This window comes from Christiangramia aestuarii (genome assembly GCF_009735585.1).
GTDB classification, from domain to species: domain Bacteria; phylum Bacteroidota; class Bacteroidia; order Flavobacteriales; family Flavobacteriaceae; genus Christiangramia; species Christiangramia aestuarii.
The window spans coordinates 1-439 of sequence record NZ_VJVW01000095.1 but is presented as its reverse complement, the minus strand read 5'-3'; the positions used below and the strand labels follow the sequence as shown (position 1 = coordinate 439).

The following is a 439-nucleotide window of genomic DNA, read 5'->3' as shown; positions in this document are numbered from 1 at the left end:
GGCGTCCAGTTCGCCGGCGGTGACCTGGTAGCGGCTGATGGCGAACGGCTTGGCGAAGGTCACTTCGTGCAGCGGGCCCTCGTCGGGCTGGCGGCCGACCTCGTCGTCCGGGGTGCCCATGGTGAAGCTGCCGGCGGGCAGTACGACCATCTCCGGGCAGTCCTTGCAATCCTTGAACACCGTGCCGGGTTTCTTCGCTTCGTCGGCGAAGGCGGGGGCGGTGGCGACGATCAGTGCGGCCAGGGCCAGGGGCGATAATGCGTGCATGGCGGTTCTCGTTGAGTGGCGAAAGGGGTCAGGCGAGTTGCGGGGCGAGGATTTCCAGCACCCGGTCGATCTCCGCCTCGTCGTTCAGCAGGCTCGGCGCCAGGCGCACCACCGGGCCGACATCGCGATCCACGGCGTCGCTGATTACCCGGTGCGCCATCAGGTGTTTGGC

Annotated in this window: 1 protein-coding gene; it reads right to left on the bottom strand. The window is 68.1% G+C overall.

Annotation, left to right across the window (positions count from 1 at the left end):
• A partial coding sequence (locus FLP08_RS17070; protein WP_156278122.1) for an SUMF1/EgtB/PvdO family nonheme iron enzyme occupies positions 1-267 on the bottom strand: 267 nt, incomplete at its 3' end.
• Between the last annotated feature and the right edge of the window lie 172 nt (positions 268-439).